Origin of the sequence: Algoriphagus persicinus (assembly GCF_035156415.1) — a bacterium.
Taxonomy (GTDB): domain Bacteria; phylum Bacteroidota; class Bacteroidia; order Cytophagales; family Cyclobacteriaceae; genus Algoriphagus; species Algoriphagus persicinus.
The window spans coordinates 1-16,755 of the sequence record NZ_JAYEEY010000029.1; the positions used below are offsets into that span (position 1 = coordinate 1).

A 16,755-nucleotide genomic window follows, 5' to 3' on the forward strand; every position below is an offset into this window, starting at 1 on the left:
CTATTGCTAAAGAGTTAAACAGTAGTCAAAAAAATAGAGACCGATTTCCTGAAATCGGCCTCTATTGAATAAAAAAGGCTGTCTCCAATAATGAAAATCAATATGAGACAGCCACTTTTTTATTATTGCCTCTACAGCTATTTTGTAATCATAAACCAATGAATGAATGAAAAAAACCACTACACTCTTAACTGCCTTTCTATTGTCGTTTAGTGTGGCAAGCTTTGCGCAGAAAAAGAACAAGAAAAATGCGCAAGCAGAACCTGCTCCGCAAAGCCAGACAGCAAAGCCTGCCAATAAGAGTCCATTTAAAAAGTATAGCGAAATTGTTTCCGGTGAAGCAGTTTCGGATCAGGGATTATTTACAGTTCACAAAGTAGGTGACAAAAGCTACTACGAGGTCCCTTTCGACCTTTTGGGCACTGATATGCTTTTGGTAAGTCGTATTTCCAAAATAGGCGATGGTCTTGGCGGTGGCTATACCACTGCTGGTTCTAAGTCGAATGAACAAGTGATTCATTGGTCTAGAATACAAAACAGCATCATCCTTCGCTCTATTTCATTTGATAATGTAGCTGCTGATTCTCTTCCTATCTTTTTGTCTGTAGAAGCCAATAATTACAATCCTATCTTGGCTACTTTTAAAATTGAAGCCTTCAATTCTGACTCGACAGCAGCTTTGATCGAAGTGAATGATTTATTTCTTTCGGATATCCCGGCACTTAGTGGTCTGTCTTCCTCTATGAGAAAACAGTATCAGGTGAGAAACCTGGATAGAGAAAGAAGTTTTATTACTCGAATGGCCAGCTATCCAGAAAATATCGAGGTGAGACATGACATGACATACAATGCTTCTACTCCCCCTTCGAATTCACGAACAGGTACAATTTCCATGGAAATGAGTCAGTCCATGTATTTGCTTCCCAAGCAGCCTATGCAGCCAAGATTACATGATCAGCGTGTGGGATGGTTTACGGTAAGACAAATTGATTATGGATCCGAAGCGCTCAAATCCGACGAAAAGACCTACATCAGAAGATGGAGATTAGAACCTAAAGACCCAGAAGCCTACGCTAGAGGTGAGTTGGTAGAGCCAGTAAAACCTATAGTGTATTATCTAGATCCAGCGACTCCACAAAAATGGAGAAAGTATTTCCGGGAAGGGATTGAAGATTGGCAAGTAGCTTTTGAAGCTGCTGGTTACAAAAATGCGATCATAGCCAAGGATGCACCAACTAAGGAAGAGGATCCCGATTGGAGTGCAGAAGATGCCAGATATTCCACCGTTCGCTATGTGGCTACCACCACCCGAAATGCTATGGGTCCAAGTGTATCTGATCCCCGATCTGGTGAAATCATAGAAAGTGATATCGTGTGGTATCATAATCATCTACGCTCCTACAGAAACCGCTACATGCTAGAAACCGGGGCAGCAAATCCTTCGGCTAGAACTTTAAATACGCCAGATGAAGAAATCGGAGAGATGATGAGAAGAGTAATCTCCCATGAGGTCGGTCACGCACTGGGTTTGCCTCATAATATGAAAGCGAGCTATGCCTACCCTACTGATTCCTTGCGTTCGGCTACTTTCACCCAAAAATGGGGATTGGCAGCTACCATCATGGATTATACTCGGTACAACTACGTGGCTCAGCCTGGTGATGAAGGTGTGCGCTGGGTAAGAATGCTTGGCCCATACGATAACTATGCGATCAACTGGGGGTATCGCTATATCCCAAATGCTAATTCGCCAGAAGCTGAGAAATCTACGTTGAATAGCTGGATAAGGGAAAAGGCTGGTGATCCAATGTACCTATTCGGAGATGGCAATTCTTTTGACCCAAGCTCTCAAACAGAATCAGTGGGAGATGATGCTGTGAAAGCAAGTACCTATGGCCTTGCAAATCTAAAAATCGTAGCTCCTAATCTTGCTGAATGGACTGCCACAGCCGGGGAAGGCTTTGGGGATTTGGAGGAATTGTATGGAGAACTGATCGGAGTTTGGAGTCGATTTGCAAATCATGTGGTCACCAATATCGGTGGTGTTTACGAGGAGTTTAAAACAACTGACCAAGAAGGAGTCACATATACGCCTACTTCCAAAGAAGAGCAGGTTAATTCTATGAAGTTTTTGAATGAAAACGTGTTTACCACTCCTGAATGGTTATTACAAGAAGAAATACTTAATAACATTCAGCCAAGCGGTGCAATATCTTCTATTGGAACCCTTCAATCAAGATTGTTGAGCAGTGTACTTAGAATGGATAGATTAGAGCGCATGATTGAAAATCAAGCACTGAATGCTTCGGCAGCCTACTCTATGACTCAGATGTTGTCTGATTTGAGAAAGGGAATTTGGTCTGAACTTTCGGGCACAAAAGATATTGACGTATTTCGTAGAAATCTGCAGCGAGCACATGTAGAGCGGCTTGCTTCTCTAATGACCCAGGATGAAAAAAGCCGATCTGACGTCAGTGCTGCTGTTCGTGCAGAATTAAAAATCATACAAAGCACTGCTCGCTCAGCAAGCTCAAGGTATAGTGCTGGCATTGTTCAAAATCACCTGCGTGATATTGATGCCCTTATAGACACTTTGCTTGACTCAGAATAAATTTATTGTCATTGCCTTTCCCAGGAGGGGCAATGACTTATTCATATTGACAAAATCAGCCCATAACATTTATTTTCAAAAGGAACAACCTCAATTTTGATAATCCCACCTATGCGAATATTTGAACGTGAAGCACGTTGAAAAGCAGCTTCCATGATGTTTCTTATAATCCTATCTATTCAAAGATGAAGTTTACATGAATTCTGAAGAGCGGGATAGTTCTTAACCTCTGATTTTTTACTTTTGAAAGCCAGTTAATACCTAAATCCTTTTCCATGCGATCCATTCTATTTACCCTTCTTGCCATTTTTATGCTTAGCTCTGTTTCTATTGCACAAAATTCCTTTCACAAGAATAAAGTGATAGCCCATCGAGGAGCTTGGAAAGCGCAAGCCACGCCACAAAACTCCATTGCTTCACTCAAAGCAGCAATAAAACTAGGCTGCGAAGGATCTGAGTTTGATGTTTGGATGACTTCCGATGGGATTTTGGTTGTGAATCATGATTCAGATTTCGAAGGTATGGAAATCGAAACCTCTACTTACAAGCTACTTTTGACCAAAAAACATGAAAATGGAGAAAAGCTGGCTACAGTAGAAGAATACCTTAAAGCAGGCAAAAAGCAGGAAGGCACTAAATTGATTTTTGAAATAAAACCTTCCAAAATCTCCGTGGAACGAAGTATAGAAGTGGCGGAAAAGTCTGTGAGGACGGTGAAGAAAATGAAGGCTGAGAAATGGGTGGATTACATCACCTTCAGCTACGAAGGCGGCTTGAAAGCTATTGAAATGGATCCAAATGCAAATGTCGCTTACCTCAGCGGTGACAAAACTCCAGCTGAACTAAAAGAAGCTGGTTTCTTCGGGTTTGACTACAATATCAATGTGCTGAGAAAGAATCCTCAATGGATCCAGGAAGCCAAAGAGCTAGGCCTGACAGTAAATGCCTGGACAGTAAACAAACCAGAAGACTTGAAATGGTATCTAGAGCAAAACCCGGATTTCATCACCACCGACGAGCCTGAGATGCTACTGAAACTTGTCCAAGAGCAGAAGTAAACTCACTTTTTAAGGTTCAATCGGACACCTACATTGTCTTCTAATAACTAATAGTAATGCAACCAGGCTTCCTCGCTGATTAAGAACCTTCTATTAGGTAACACAGCTACATCATGCTTTTCCGGATAGCATATAGGTTTTTGGCTGTCTGTCGATTAACCCAAAGTGGGAATTATAATCCTCAGAAGGTAAGGAGATTAGCAGTAGTAATACTTGTAAAAACAAACTACAGAGGAAATAATCTTACCATAAAAGCGTATGGGCAAGTTTCAAGTTTTTAAAGAGGGAAATAATGAGATGAGGCATTCTGATTGCACGATTTGGCACAAACCAAATGTAATATTCATGAAAACTAATAAACCAAATCAAGCCGACTCTCAATTAAATAAATCAACTAGAAAACTTGCTGAAGAAGCTGAAGTAACCAAAGAAGACCTGGAGGCCTTAGGGCCAAAAAGCGCAAACTTAAGAGACGATGATGGAGATGATGAGCAATTACTTCAGAGAAAAGAGAAAGTTGACTTTGGCGGTGAAGGTCTGGATGTGCCAGGCAGCGAACTAGATGATGCTCAAGAGAAAATCGGTTCCGAAGATGAAGAAAACAATGCCTACAGTCAGAGTAACGAGGTCGAAAAGAAATAAATCAGTGCAATAGTTTTTAAGCTAAATTTCAAACCACTATCCACCATGAAAACTCAACTTATAATTTACCCAGCCATGATAGTTACGCTTTTCATTGCATGTGATGATAAGAATGACAATAGGCACATGGAAGGCAACGAAGATCACAGTGAAATGAACGGATCTATGCAGGAAAGTGACACTAATATGGTGAAGCGAGATGGCACCTTACTATCCGGCACTATTGATCAAATGGATTCGGTGCATCTACCTGCCCCGGTAATCAAGAAGATTAAAGAAGATGCGATGCTTTCCAAAGAGAAAATCAATGAAATAAGAAAATTCATTGAGGACGATCTTACCTATTATGAAATCAAGTTTACTACAGCAAATACAGAGACCAAGACTGTGATATTTGATGAAAATGGGAAGGTAAGGACTAAGGAATGAATAATCCATCCACGGTAACCAACATAAAAAAAATACCAAAGGGCAGTAAGTAGCGTCAGTAATTTACTAGCTTCTGAATGGATGATTGAAAATGTGTATGCAGAATTGGAGAATTACTGATTATTTTCTAATCTCTCAATCATCCTCTTCATCTGAGCAATCTCTCTTTCTTGCGCTTCGATGATATCACTTGCCAATTTTTTCACTTCAGGATCCGACAAATTAGCTCGCTTGCTGGTCAGCACAGCAATAGAGTGATGAGGTATCATAGCGCGCATCCACTTGACATCGTCAATTGGGATTTGTTGCCTAACCAAAAAAGTAGCTACCGTCATCAGTGCTAAACTGCCTATAATTATTGCTGTATTTTTGACTTTATTCACATACATACCCTTCATGAATAGGAACATAATAATTGCCATTCCTCCTACTCCTATCAAAGTCATGTACATCCTAGTCCAACTGAAATAGACATGGCTAAACTCGTATGTATTAAAATACATCGTGATGTACATTGAAATCGCCGAGAAAATCAGCATTAACACAAATGTGGTATAATTGGATTTTTTCATGTGTATATAATTTGTTTTTTATAGGTCATAACCTGTCCCGTGACGAAGGAAACGGGATGGAATCTCGCATGGTTGATAATCATCCCGCTGTGCGACGTTTGAGTCATGCTCGATTTCATCTTATAAGGGTTCACGGAGCAAAAGACAATCCTGAGAAAAATTATAAGATTTCATCATCAAAACTCCCTGAATGTAATTTAGAGCCACTTCTTAAGATCAAATAACCACCAGCTATACCGAGCGCAATTCTCAGTGCCATGTTCCTTTTCGTCACCGCCAGTGACAGTACATAGGTCCCGGCAATTAAGGAGGTCAGCCCTTCTGAATAATTAGTGACTCTTTTCAAACCATATATAAGATCTTGCTTTTCAAATTTCATAGTGTTGCATCAGTTAGTTTAGGTAATTATCACAAATAATATGCTAGAGACAATACCCAATTTCATGAATTCACTGCTAGATTCCCTGTTGAAAACCTGCTTTACTTATCAAACTGTAAAGTCCAGCTAAAATACCTTCCTAATTCGAATTAACGCCAAATTGCCCTGACAATACTCCTATTTTAAATCTAGTTCGTGAAAAAACTCCTATTGGATCAGCTAAGAATTGAATTTGTTGGATAGACTACATGGGGAAATAAATCCCAGATACTAGACCAATTCCTATTAGGTTATTATCAGAAACATCAAGATTTCACAAAGCTTTAGGAAAATATCGACTCATTAATCCCATAAGGCTTCAAGGACTGATATCTTGCATGTCAGTGCAAATCAAAAGACATAGCCATTGAGAAATACTTTTAATCAAAGGATTAACTGTGGAAAATCAAAAGCTCTCCCACATAGGTTTCTGCGAAGGAGACCATGACCAATATATTCCAGAATTAGGACGGGAGCTGCTTACTTAGTTATTCATTACCCTTTGCAAGGGTATTAATTTCCAGATAGCTAGCCTTTTTCCTAGATGTGACGGGAAATGAATCTATTTTTGACCTATGAATACCATGACTGTGGACAGAACGATCTCCATCCGAGGGCTATTTCGGATCAGCAGACCTATTAATCTGCTGATGGTGGGATTCGCACAGTTAATGACAGCTTATTTTTTAGTCGGAAAGACCAATTCAGGTTTGCCGGTACTTCAGGACTATAAGCTCTATTTATTGGTCATTTCCACTCTCTTGATCACAGCAGCGGGCTATATGATCAATGATTATTACGATGTCAAAATCGACTACGTCAACAGGCCAGCAAATGTAGTGGTAGGCAAAGGAATTAAGAGACGTGTGGTAATCCTGCTTCATACTGTACTTAATTTCACTGCCATTGGTCTTGGATTACTTGTAAGCCCAGCAATTGCATTGATTAATTTCGCCGCTGCATTTTTGCTTTGGCTGTATAGTAACCAACTTAAGCGCGAACCTTTTATCGGCAATTTCGCCGTTGCGCTGCTTACAGGTGTCTCCATCTATTTAATTGCCTTTTATTTCCAAAAATCAGAACTTCTGGTATTGACTTACGCCATCTTTGCTTTCTTCCTCAACCTAATTCGGGAAATCATCAAAGATATAGAAGACAGACAGGGCGATAGAAAACACGGATGTCGCACCTTGCCCATCGTGATTGGATTCCGTAAAACAAAAGCTGTTATTTTCCTGATTGCCGCCCTGTTTGTTTGCGCAATATTAGTAGTGACATTTAAGCTAAACCGCCCGATAATTTTCATGTATTTTGGAGGATTGGGGATCTTTTTCACCTATTTCATGTATAGGATTTACATTGCTGACCGCAAAGATCACTTTACTCAACTAAGTGCAATCGCCAAGATCTTGATGCTGGTGGGGACGTTAAGTATGGGGTTATTGTAAATTCCTTGTTCTACATTCAGCGTTCGGTATTCACTATTTTGAAGTTAATAGCAAATATCGAATGAGAAATAATGCATAATCAAGTCCCCTTTATTCTTTCTTCTAAGGTCTTTTTTAGCTATTCCAGCCCTTCTTTCCTATTTTCAGGCAAATTTTTCAACAATGCTAGAAAGCAAATTACTTGTAATCAAAATCGGGTCAAATGTATTGACTCAGGAAAACGGACTTCCTGATTTGGAACGCATGGAGAAGCTTGTGGCACAAATTCAGACCTTGTCGTCACTAGGAAAGAAAATTGTGCTGGTGAGCTCCGGAGCTGTGGCCTTTGGAAGACAATACATTCCACTTCCTGATAAGCTCAATCCCGTGTTCAAGAAACAAATTTGGGCTTCTACCGGGCAGATTCGACTGATCAATCAGTATCAAAACTTCTTCGAAAAGCATAATCAGCACATTGCTCAGATCTTGGTGACTAAGGAGGATTTTCGTGATAGAAAGCATTTTCTCAATATGAAAAATTGTGTACAAGCATTGCTTGCCCAAGGTATTTTGCCGATTATCAATGAAAATGATACCGTTACGATTACGGAACTAATGTTCACAGATAACGACGAATTGGCAAGCCTCACCGCTGCAATGATCAATGCGGACACCATGATGTTGCTGACCAATGTGGATGGGATTTTCACAGGAAACCCGTCAGAACCAACTTCCGAATTAATAGAAAAAGTAGCTTCCAACATGCCTGAAGTGTCTAAATTTATTTCTGCGTCCAAATCATCTTTCGGACGTGGCGGCATGCTGACCAAATACGCAATGGCAAAGAAATCGGCCGATCTGGGCATACAAGTAATTATTGCCAACGGCAACCGGGAAAACGTCCTGGGGGAATTTGCAGACAAAACCTTGCGCTGCACCTGGTTTGAGCCGCAAAAAGCCAAGCATGGTGCTAAGAAATGGCTGGCACATGGCGAGCATTATTATGTAGGAGAAGTTACAATCAACGAAGGAGCGAAAACCTCCCTTACCGCAGAGGTAATCAGGAGTTTATTGCCAATTGGAATTATTAATCTAGAAGGCGAGTTTTCCAAAGGAGACATCTTGCTAATTCGTGATGAGTCCGGACATAAAATCGGTCTTGGTCGTGCGGAGTATTCTTCCAAAATAGCCAATGAAAGAATTGGCCAAAAGAACCAAAAAGCATTAATACATTACGATTACCTCTATATTTTCGATCATGACTGAGTACCAACATATATTTGAAGGAGTAAAAAAAGCAGCTAGAAAATTGACCGGTCTCAGTAATGAGAAAGTCAATCAGGTGTTGCACAATCTGGCAATTTCGGCTGTGGAAAACACCGACTTTCTCCTTGTAGAAAATCAAAAAGATTTGGATCGAATGGAGAAGGACAATCCTATGTACGATAGGCTCTTGCTAACTGAAGAAAGGATCCAAAATATCGCAGGGGAAATAATCCAGGTAAGTGCATTACCAAGTCCATTACATCATGTACTGGAAAGCAAAACGCTTGAAAACGGTCTTTCTCTGGAAAAAACGACCGTGCCTCTCGGAGTGATAGGAATCATATACGAGGCTCGACCAAATGTTACGTTTGATGTGTTCACCCTGGCATTGAAGTCAGGGAATGGTTTAGTGCTAAAAGGCGGTTCTGATGCAGATCATTCCAATCGAGCTATTATGAGTTTGATCCATCAAATATTGGCTGTTAATGAGTTGCCAACCGAAGCATTCCAACTTTTACCCGCAGATCGGGCTGCTACTAAAGCGCTTCTGGAAGCAGTTGGCTTCGTAGATGTCATTATACCTAGGGGTTCGCAGGGTCTAATCAATTTCGTACGGGAAAATGCAAAAGTGCCTGTAATAGAAACAGGTGCCGGAATAGTCCATACGTATGTGGATAAATCCGCTGATTTGAAGAAAGCGGCAGACATTATTTTCAATGCCAAAACCCGCCGGCCAAGCGTCTGTAATTCTTTGGATTGTTTGTTGATTCACGAAGTCCATCTCCCTGTCCTGAATGACATGATTCAGCCAATGCTTGAAAGCAAGGTTCAGATTTTCGCAGATGAAAAAGCTCTTGCTGTTTTGGACAGCAATGAACTAATATCCCTAGCTGAAGAGTCTCATTTTGGCACTGAGTTTTTAGGATTGAAATTAGCAATTAAGACCGTCACTAATCTGGATGAAGCGCTAGACCATATCGCTGCTTATTCTTCCAAGCATTCTGAGGCTATAGTGGCAGAAAATCAAGAAGTCATTGAAAGATTCCTTCTTGAAGTGGATGCTGCCGCTGTGTACGCAAATGCCTCCACAGCCTTTACCGACGGCGCTCAATTCGGACTTGGGGCAGAGATCGGTATCAGTACCCAAAAACTTCACGCCCGTGGCCCAATGGCTTTGAAAGAACTATGTAGCTACAAGTGGATTGTAAGAGGACATGGCCAAGTGAGGGGGTAGTTTTTAGTATTCAGTTTGCAGTCGCAGTCGCAGCTGTCAGTTTGTTTAACTTATCGTCGCACATAGCTATCGGGATCGAAGAGTCAGTATAAAATTGTCTTGAGTTCAGGACATTTTCAACCAATAATTGTCTTGAACTCAAGACAACACTTTAGAAGGTAAATACCAAACAGAACCTAAGGTTTTTCAAATCAACTATTGAAAATCAAATTGAGCTTCTGCTGCTTTGCGGGAAAGATTAAAACGCAATCTTCAATTCTTAAAAACACTCCGCTTTGCCCCTGCGTCGCTGCGTCGCCGCGAGAAATGATAAGTCAAAAACCTTCGAGGTTAAAAAAACCTCAAAGGTTATCCAGCGCTACGGGAGATTTCCCTTAATTTCGCAGCGACTCATTAAATCAAAACACCTTGAAACGCCTCGCAATCTTAGCCTCCGGAAGTGGTAGCAATGCCGAAAAAATCATGGCTCATTTCCAGAATTCTGAAAAAGCAGAAATTGCGCTGGTAGCATCCAATAAGGCAGAAGCTTTTGTACTGGAGCGGGCAAAGAAATTTGAAGTCCCCACGTTTACTTTTACCCGCAAGGAAATGGATGCTGGTATTTTACTTGAGACACTCCAATCAGAAAATATCGATTGGGTGATTCTGGCAGGTTTTTTATTAAAAATCCCAGTTGATTTGATCAGAGCTTTTCCAGATAGAATGGTGAATATACACCCAGCTCTTTTGCCTAAGTATGGAGGAAAGGGTATGTATGGAAGTTTTGTGCACGAAGCTGTAAAAGCCGCAGGTGATACCGAGACAGGAATCACTATCCACCTAGTCAATGAAAATTACGATGAAGGAAGAATAGTTTTCCAGGCTTCCACCCCGATCACCGATTCCGATTCACCCGACACCATAGCCAAGAAAGTGCACGCTTTGGAACACAAGCATTTTCCCGAGGTAATTGAAAGTCTTTTATAAAGCCTAGCACAAAAGCCTCATAGCTTAGAAAGTCAAGATCCTAAGCTAAAGTTTACTTATCAGTCTATCAAAGAAATCTCTACAGCTTAAAACCGTATCGACATCAATACGTTTGGAAGTTTAATCACACTTTTGATTTGGTAGCCTTCAAAGACTATCCCTTCTATAATCCACCTCATGAAACACAAGACCCCAACTTCCTTCTATTTTATTCTCACCATTTTCTTGATTTCACTGACAAACTTCACATCCATAACCGGTGCTATGGGTCAGGGAATCAAAATCCCAAGTAATGACGAAATCAACTCCGGCCTAAAAGAAGCACTGGAAAAAGCCACAGGAATCAGTGCGGAGCGTCTGGGGGCGAAAGACGGGTACTTGGGAAATTTTGATGTCAAAATCCTTTTTCCTGAAGAAGCTAAAAATATTGAGAAAACGCTTCGCTCCATGGGCTTGGACAACATGGTAGATCAGGTGATCACTAGTGTCAACCGCGCTGCCGAAGATGCTGCCATGGAAGCTAAACCTATCTTCACGGACGCAATTAAGCAAATGAGTATTGGTGACGTAAAAAACATTCTTTTGGGAGATGACAATGCCGCCACCAGCTACTTCAATACCACAACTTCTCCCGCGCTCACTGAGAAATTCTCGCCGATTATTGATGGCAGTTTGAAGAAAACAGATGCCACAAAATACTGGGAGGATGTGATGACCAAATACAACAAGGTTCCTTTTGTGAAAAAAGTGGACACCGATCTCACGGCCTATGTGACCAGAAAAGCGATTGATGGCCTATTTGTGGAAATAGCTAAGGAAGAACTTAAAATCAGGGAAAGCATCTCAGCTCGATCTTCCCCCTTACTCCAAAAAGTATTTGGCTATGCCAAGCAAGCGGATAAATAAGCATTTTCAGGACTTTAGATCCTAGTTAAGATTTGAATAGTAGAAGGTTGATTCTTGACTCTCGCCTTCCATATTCAACATCCAGCATTCGATATTCATTATTACAGCTGCTATCTACCATACTAAGGGTTTTGCCTTCTTTTTCCTTTTTACAAATTATCTGATTCAAAACTTGAGAAGCCAATATCTTGGCTCTTGAACCAAGATTCCTACCTACTAAAGGCATTGTTAACTACTTTATTTTTGTTATGCTGGCCTAATTTGAAGTGTTTAATCCTAAATGAGATTGCCGCGCTCCTCCGTCACCCGCAAAGTCGAAATCTGCAATCAATCATCTCACCTGCATCCACTTCTTGCTCTCTCTATCTACAAATGTGATGGGCACAAATTTATCCGTGGGAGCTCCTATGTAATACACTGTCCAATTTGGGTCATGCTTGGTCAGCATTTCCGAAATGCAATCTGCTCTGTGTGCTGTGGGATTTTTGCAATCATCCCAATAGAATAGCTCTACTTTATAATGTAGCGACTTTACCTCGTTGTTGATGATCACCTGGATATCAATGTTTTGTTTCCCTGGAAGGTTTGGGATTGGAATGGCGATGTGACTCATGGATTTAGATGTTTAAGTGTGTAGTTATTGATGCATGTGTTGTGGTTCTAAAGTGTCACCCTGCGCGTCCCGCATAGCTATCGGGATCGAAGGGTGTAATACTATATCTTGATTCTTGGCTCTTGCTACTTGATACTTGTTACTAACTATTCATTCACTTTTCAGACTATCTACAGGATTAGCATAGGCAGATTTAAGGGTTTGACTTCCTACGGTAAGCATTGCGATCAACAGAATGAAAATCGAAGGGATAGCAAATAAGTCTAAGCTTAAATCAAACCTGTTAGCATAATTCCCTAACCAGGATTGTATCAGAAAGTAAGAAATGGGAATAGCTATCAGGCCAGACAATCCGACTATTCCAAGAAAGCCTTTGGAGAGAATCCACATCAAAGAGGGTTTGGATGCTCCAAGAACCGTCCTGACTCCTATCTCTTTGGTACGCATCTGCACCATGAATGCTGACAAACCATACAAGCCTAAGCCGGCAATCACAATAGACAAAAACGTGAACAACAAGACTGTCTTTCCAAACTGCTGTTCCTGATGGTATTGGGAATTGTACATATCATTCAGGAAATAATAGTCATAGCTGAAATCAGGATACACTTGCTGCCAAATTTCCTCCAGCCCCGCAACAGCCGTTTGAGAATCCTGCGTATTCAGTTTGATAATGAAATTAGGTGATGCATCACTTTTCCATAGAATCAGAGGCATGTACGCTTCCTTGGGAGAGCGCTGATGAAAATCCTTAAACACTCCGTGAATCACGGAGGGCTTACTCGTTCGATAAAAGGAAATTTTCTGACCTATAGCCTCCTCAGGAGAATTGAAACCCAGCAGTTGCCTAGTGGTTTCACTGATTAAAACCTGCTCGACAGGAGTCTCAGGCTCTAAGGGATTTCCCGCCAAAAACTCAAGTCCCATTACTTCGGGATAATTATCATCAATACTGTAGTGGTAATAGGTGTAACTTCCCTCCTTCTCATCTTCTCCAAGTTTCCTAATAATCGTAGAACCCATATTCTTAATTTCTGATCCGGGCACAGATCCGGCTTGGGTGACATCCTTCACCCAGCTACTTTGCTCAGCCAGACTTTCAAATTTGTGGATCAGGCTAGTATGCAAGGAATCGAAGTTCATACTTTGGGGAGTGCGAATAATCAAGGTGTTGTCAATAGCTACACCCAAGTCCTGAGAATTGAGAAATTTCATTTGCTTAAATACCGCAAAGGATACGCATAGTAAGACCACTGATGCTATGAACTGCACATAAACCAAGCTCTTTCTGAGGGCTACCCCCTTGCCGGTATTACTGAATTTACCCTTTAAGACAAGCATGGGTCTAAATCCAGAAAGTACTATAGCGGGATAAAACCCAGAGATCAAGGTCCCAAAAAGCACCAATCCCATCACTAAAAATAGGAGTTTGAGTTCTCCGAAGTGGTTGACCGAAAGATCTACACCACTGAAGTGTTTGAAATACGGCAAAAGTGATAAGAATAGGATAACTGAAACTGCCGCTGAAATCAAGTTGATCAAAAATGCTTCGCTATAAAATTGCAAGATCAATTGCATTTTACTCGAACCAATCGTCTTTCGGACCCCAACTTCCTTTGCCCGATCCATTGCTTTGGCCGTGGACAAGTTGATATAATTGATCCAAGCCAAAACCATCACCAGTATTCCTATCAAGAACATGAAATTAACAGTCTGGGCACTGCCATTAACTTCCGGTTCATAAGTCTTATTTGAATACAAATGAATATCCTTAATAGGCTCTGCAAGAACAATCTCATTTTTGATTTGCACATGGTCCTTAGAGTATTTCACCAGCTTCTGATTAAAATCGATCAGATCGACCCCTTCATTCATCAAAAGAAAAGTGAACTCGTTGTTAGCATTCCAAAGATTATCAGCATACCATCCTTCGAAGATAGGCAGCGTCACATGGGAGATCAGCAAATCATATTTCATATGAGTGTTCTGCGGCAAATCCCGCATCACCGCCACTACTTCCAGCGGAGTGGAATCATAAGGAAAGTGGAGTATCTCACCTACTGCATCAGATTTTCCAAAATATTTATTAGCCAATGTTTCAGAAACAATCACCTTATAAGGCTCAGAAAACTTGGAGATAGCTTGTTTATTTACAAAATCAAATGAAAAAATATCAAGTATAGACTCATCTACCATATATACTTTGGACTCATAGCTCTTTACGTTGGTAGAAGGAGCTTTAAACTCCATAGGTTCCATTGGAAACATCCGCACATAATCTTCAACTTCAGGCATTTGCTCCTTTAACTCCTGTCCCACCAATTGGTAGATCTGGGCATCATTAAGTACAAATTCATTTCCATTGTAAATATCCAGTGTGATGCGATAAATACGATCAGCTTTGGAATGTATATCCTCATAACTGCGCTCAAAATTAACATAGAAAAGGATCATCAAGGTGGAAACTAACCCAATACTCAGCCCGGCAATATGGATGAAGGAAGAGGTCTTACTACGGAGTAAATTTCTAATCGAAAGCGTAACGTAATTTTTCCACATGATCCTATTGTTGAAAGGTTTTAGGCTCCTGCCTTCGGTAGGCCATCCCTACGGGAGGCAGGTAAGCTTGATACTCGCTACTTTTCTATTTCCATGCCATTCGAAACCCCTCAAATTGGCTTGATTTGACATGTAAGCTACTTAACGCAACATATCCATCGAACAATTTTGTTCGCCAGTGGGCAAAGATCCTTGAGTTATAAAAAAGCACGATGAGTTCACTCAGTCTGTTGTGGAAATTAAACAGTCAAGCTTTAGAGAAGCCTAACTGATATTCACCATCACTTGCAAAAAGGTATTGTGATAGCATTTACTTAAAGTAAAATTACTTTTCAAAGACAAGCTCTACGTTGGGGATGCTGCACATTTTAGTATATTTTGGAGGAAACTATTTCATTCCTGTTCTTCACTTCAAAATAACCGAAGATGAAATCGAGCTTGTCGAAGGCGATACAAACTCGGATGATTATCTACCATGCGAGATTCCATATGACCACTGAAAAGAAAATATAAACAGATGAAAAAGTTGCTACCGATTTCAAAATGGTAGAAGAACTCATTGTTGGTAATAGTATCCAAAGACTGCTCTTTCTTAACTTTTAACCTTAACTCTTACGTTTCCAATGTCATTCCTGCCCAAAATCACCTTCCTTTTCCTATTCAGTTTCACTTCACTAGGAGTTGCCCAAGCGCAACGTACTCCAGATGATTCCAAAGGTTTTGTTGCCCATGATCCGGTAATGATCAAACAGGTCAGTAGTTATTACTTATTTGTGACTGGAGGAGGAATTGCCAAAAGTAATGATTTGGAGCATTGGACCAGGATCAATCCCGTGCCCAGAAACTTAGATTGGGTGACAGAGGATATTGTTCCGGGATACAAGGGTGGCTATTGGGCACCTGACATTCAGTATTACGAAGGCTTGTATTATCTCTATTATTCTCCCTCTGCCTTTGGCAAAAACACTTCAGCTATAGGAGTAATGACCAATAAAACCCTCGATCAATCCTGCCCGGATTATGGATGGGAAGATCATGGGATGATCGTACAATCTATCCCGGGAAGAGATTTTTGGAATGCTATTGATGCAAATGTGTTTTTTGATCAGGATGAAGCCAGCAAGACAACTGGATGGCTGTCTTTCGGTTCTTTTTGGGGAGGCTTGAAACTAGTCAAATTAGCCCCTGATATGATTTCCTTGGCCGAGCCGCAGGAATGGTATGGTATAGCAAAAAGAGAACGGAGTTTTGGCCCTCCTGACAGCAATGCCGGAAACGGCGCGATAGAGGCGCCTTATATATATCGTAGAGACGATTATTATTATCTATTTGCCTCTATTGATTACTGTTGCAGGGGACTGGAAAGCACCTACAAAGTAATAGTAGGCAGATCCAAAGACATAAGAGGCCCTTACCTTGATCAGGAAGGTAAACCCATGCATGCCGGAGGAGGAAGTATTATTGCTGCCGAGACCGAGGATTTTGCAGGAATTGGGCACTGCGCAGTTTATGATTTTGAAGGAAAAACACTCTTTGTAGCCCATGGCTACGATAAGCATGACAATGGAAGGTCAAAATTGATCATCAAAGAAATTGAATGGGATCGAACTGGCTGGCCAGAAATAAATTTCAACTAATTTCATATCTAATCTGTTGGTTGTTCTTATATCTAAATCACATCTTTACTCTTGGACAAAACAATTTTTCACAGTGAGAAAATTTATAATTCCAACTATTGCTACCCTTATTTTTATTGCAGGAATTGTTTCGCTAGTGCTGCCATTTGTGCCGCTGGGCTGGCTACTTATTGTGCTAGCTTCCTTGCTGATGTCACCTTATTTCAAGTTTATGCGGAAATTCATCGGCTGGCTAGCCAAAAAGGACAAGACTGGTTTGGTGGAGAAAGCCGGTGAAAAGGCCTCCAAATTATATGATTGGGCAGGCGATCACAAAAGGGCTGATAAATTGGATATCATTATTGACGAAAACAGCCAAACCTCTGAAAATTCTAAAGAGGAAAAGTAAAAATAATAGGCCTTATTAACCAAGACTAT

The 16,755-nt window shown here is 40.8% G+C and carries 16 protein-coding genes; 11 read left to right on the top strand and 5 right to left on the bottom strand.

The features are described 5' to 3' along the window. Nucleotides 1-166 precede the first annotated feature (166 nt). The 4 genes from U3A58_RS18325 (at nucleotide 167) to U3A58_RS18340 (ending at nucleotide 4,740) form a co-directional block, all read left to right on the top strand. Nucleotides 167-2,611: a zinc-dependent metalloprotease gene (locus U3A58_RS18325; protein ID WP_323825850.1), complete on the top strand. Its 2,445-nt coding sequence runs from the start codon at nucleotides 167-169 to the stop codon at nucleotides 2,609-2,611. A 275-nt stretch (nucleotides 2,612-2,886) separates the two neighbouring features. Further along, the gene (locus tag U3A58_RS18330; RefSeq protein ID WP_323825851.1) at nucleotides 2,887-3,669 is read left to right on the top strand and encodes a glycerophosphodiester phosphodiesterase family protein; all 783 of its coding nucleotides are present in this window, start codon (nucleotides 2,887-2,889) and stop codon (nucleotides 3,667-3,669) included. A gap of 345 nt (nucleotides 3,670-4,014) precedes the next feature. Further along, on the top strand, nucleotides 4,015-4,311 hold the full coding sequence (locus U3A58_RS18335) for a hypothetical protein (RefSeq protein WP_323825852.1): 297 nt from the start codon (nucleotides 4,015-4,017) through the stop codon (nucleotides 4,309-4,311). A gap of 45 nt (nucleotides 4,312-4,356) precedes the next feature. Continuing rightward, complete coding sequence (locus tag U3A58_RS18340) at nucleotides 4,357-4,740, top strand: hypothetical protein (RefSeq protein ID WP_323825853.1); 384 nt, start codon at nucleotides 4,357-4,359, stop codon at nucleotides 4,738-4,740. 113 nt (nucleotides 4,741-4,853) lie between these two features. On the opposite strand, the gene U3A58_RS18345 is transcribed toward U3A58_RS18340, so the two are convergent. Genes U3A58_RS18345 through U3A58_RS18355 form a run of 3 tightly spaced genes read right to left on the bottom strand, consistent with a single transcriptional unit; the run spans nucleotide 4,854 to nucleotide 5,691 of the window. After that, nucleotides 4,854-5,312, bottom strand: coding sequence for a DUF305 domain-containing protein (locus U3A58_RS18345; RefSeq protein ID WP_323825854.1), 459 nt, complete (start codon nucleotides 5,310-5,312; stop codon nucleotides 4,854-4,856). Then, complete coding sequence (locus tag U3A58_RS18350; protein WP_323825855.1) at nucleotides 5,309-5,431, bottom strand: hypothetical protein; 123 nt, start codon at nucleotides 5,429-5,431, stop codon at nucleotides 5,309-5,311. Before U3A58_RS18350 ends, U3A58_RS18345 begins: the two co-directional genes overlap by 4 nt. 41 nt (nucleotides 5,432-5,472) lie before the next feature. After that, nucleotides 5,473-5,691: a hypothetical protein gene (locus U3A58_RS18355; protein ID WP_323825856.1), complete on the bottom strand. Its 219-nt coding sequence runs from the start codon at nucleotides 5,689-5,691 to the stop codon at nucleotides 5,473-5,475. A 614-nt stretch (nucleotides 5,692-6,305) separates the two neighbouring features. Here U3A58_RS18355 and U3A58_RS18360 point away from each other — a divergent pair. The 5 genes from U3A58_RS18360 (at nucleotide 6,306) to U3A58_RS18380 (ending at nucleotide 11,529) form a co-directional block, all read left to right on the top strand. Further along, the gene (locus U3A58_RS18360) at nucleotides 6,306-7,178 is read left to right on the top strand and encodes a geranylgeranylglycerol-phosphate geranylgeranyltransferase (RefSeq protein WP_323825857.1); all 873 of its coding nucleotides are present in this window, start codon (nucleotides 6,306-6,308) and stop codon (nucleotides 7,176-7,178) included. Nucleotides 7,179-7,340: 162 nt separating this feature from the next. Continuing rightward, nucleotides 7,341-8,423, top strand: coding sequence for a glutamate 5-kinase (gene proB, locus U3A58_RS18365; protein ID WP_323825858.1), 1,083 nt, complete (start codon nucleotides 7,341-7,343; stop codon nucleotides 8,421-8,423). After that, a complete protein-coding gene (locus tag U3A58_RS18370) occupies nucleotides 8,416-9,657 on the top strand; it encodes a glutamate-5-semialdehyde dehydrogenase (RefSeq protein WP_323825859.1) in 1,242 nt (413 codons plus the stop codon). The genes proB and U3A58_RS18370 overlap by 8 nt, the downstream gene beginning before the upstream one ends. Nucleotides 9,658-10,065: 408 nt before the next feature. Next, nucleotides 10,066-10,623 carry a phosphoribosylglycinamide formyltransferase gene (gene purN / locus U3A58_RS18375; protein ID WP_323825860.1) on the top strand — a complete coding sequence of 186 codons (558 nt, stop codon included), beginning with the start codon at nucleotides 10,066-10,068 and terminating at the stop codon, nucleotides 10,621-10,623. A 177-nt stretch (nucleotides 10,624-10,800) separates the two neighbouring features. After that, nucleotides 10,801-11,529 carry a DUF4197 domain-containing protein gene (locus U3A58_RS18380; protein ID WP_323825861.1) on the top strand — a complete coding sequence of 243 codons (729 nt, stop codon included), beginning with the start codon at nucleotides 10,801-10,803 and terminating at the stop codon, nucleotides 11,527-11,529. 331 nt (nucleotides 11,530-11,860) lie between these two features. On the opposite strand, the gene U3A58_RS18385 is transcribed toward U3A58_RS18380, so the two are convergent. Next, entirely contained in the window at nucleotides 11,861-12,142 is a 282-nt protein-coding gene (locus U3A58_RS18385; protein ID WP_323825862.1) for a hypothetical protein, read from the bottom strand. Between the two features lie 150 nt (nucleotides 12,143-12,292). Continuing rightward, the gene (locus U3A58_RS18390; protein ID WP_323825863.1) at nucleotides 12,293-14,701 is read right to left on the bottom strand and encodes an ABC transporter permease; all 2,409 of its coding nucleotides are present in this window, start codon (nucleotides 14,699-14,701) and stop codon (nucleotides 12,293-12,295) included. A 623-nt stretch (nucleotides 14,702-15,324) separates the two neighbouring features. On the opposite strand from U3A58_RS18390, the gene U3A58_RS18395 reads away from it, so the two are divergent. Continuing rightward, complete coding sequence (locus U3A58_RS18395) at nucleotides 15,325-16,338, top strand: family 43 glycosylhydrolase (protein ID WP_323825864.1); 1,014 nt, start codon at nucleotides 15,325-15,327, stop codon at nucleotides 16,336-16,338. Between the two features lie 73 nt (nucleotides 16,339-16,411). Continuing rightward, nucleotides 16,412-16,726, top strand: coding sequence for a hypothetical protein (locus U3A58_RS18400; RefSeq protein WP_323825865.1), 315 nt, complete (start codon nucleotides 16,412-16,414; stop codon nucleotides 16,724-16,726). Nucleotides 16,727-16,755 lie beyond the last annotated feature (29 nt).